The following is a 757-nucleotide window of genomic DNA, read 5'->3' as shown; positions in this document are numbered from 1 at the left end:
CTGCGGAGGTGTGCTTCATGAGATGAGCACCGAGACGCGAAACGAAATCGCGGTCATCCCTGCGGAAGTGAAGGTGACGCGGCATGTGCGCCAGGTGTATGCATGCCGACGCTGTGAACGCGAGGAAATTCGCACGCCGATCGTAACGGCTCCCATGCCGAAGCCCGTCTATCCGGGAAGTCTTGCTTCTCCATCGATCATGGCGCACGTCATGAGCCAGAAGTATGTAGACAGTCAGCCGCTGTATCGGCAGGAGCAACAGTTTGCCCGTTTAGGTCTAACGATCTCACGGCAAACGCTCGCAAATTGGATGATGTACGGCGCGGATCAATGGCTTTCGCTGCTAACGGACCGTATGCGGGAGCACCTGCTGAATCAGGACATCCTGCATGCCGATGAAACGACGTTGCAGGTCCTGCGCGAGCCGGGCAAGTCTGCGGAGACGAAATCATATCTCTGGTTGTACCGAACGGGGCGTGAAGGCACGCCGATCGTTTTATACGACTACCGGCCATCGCGCGGCGGCGAGCATCCTCGCGATTTTTTGAAGGGATTCAGCGGCTATCTGCATGTGGACGGTTATCCCGGCTACCACAAGGTACAAGGCGTCACGCTAATTGGATGCTGGTCGCATGCGCGGCGCAAGTTCGATGAGGCACTAAAAGTACTGCCGCCCTCACAGGACAAAACCGAAACGGTTGCCCAGCAGGGCTTGCAATTTTGCAATAAGCTCTTTGCCATTGAGCGTGAGCTGAAG

Annotated in this window: 1 protein-coding gene; it reads left to right on the top strand. The window is 56.5% G+C overall.

The annotated features are described in order from the left end of the window. The coding region (gene tnpC, locus AC1TPC_RS26870; RefSeq protein WP_482069777.1) for an IS66 family transposase at positions 1–757 on the top strand (757 nt) is incomplete at both ends.

It is taken from the genome of Paenibacillus sp. Y280, assembly GCF_056786335.1.
Note: the sequence above shows the minus strand (reverse complement) of the source record. Positions and strands in the feature narration are given on the sequence as shown.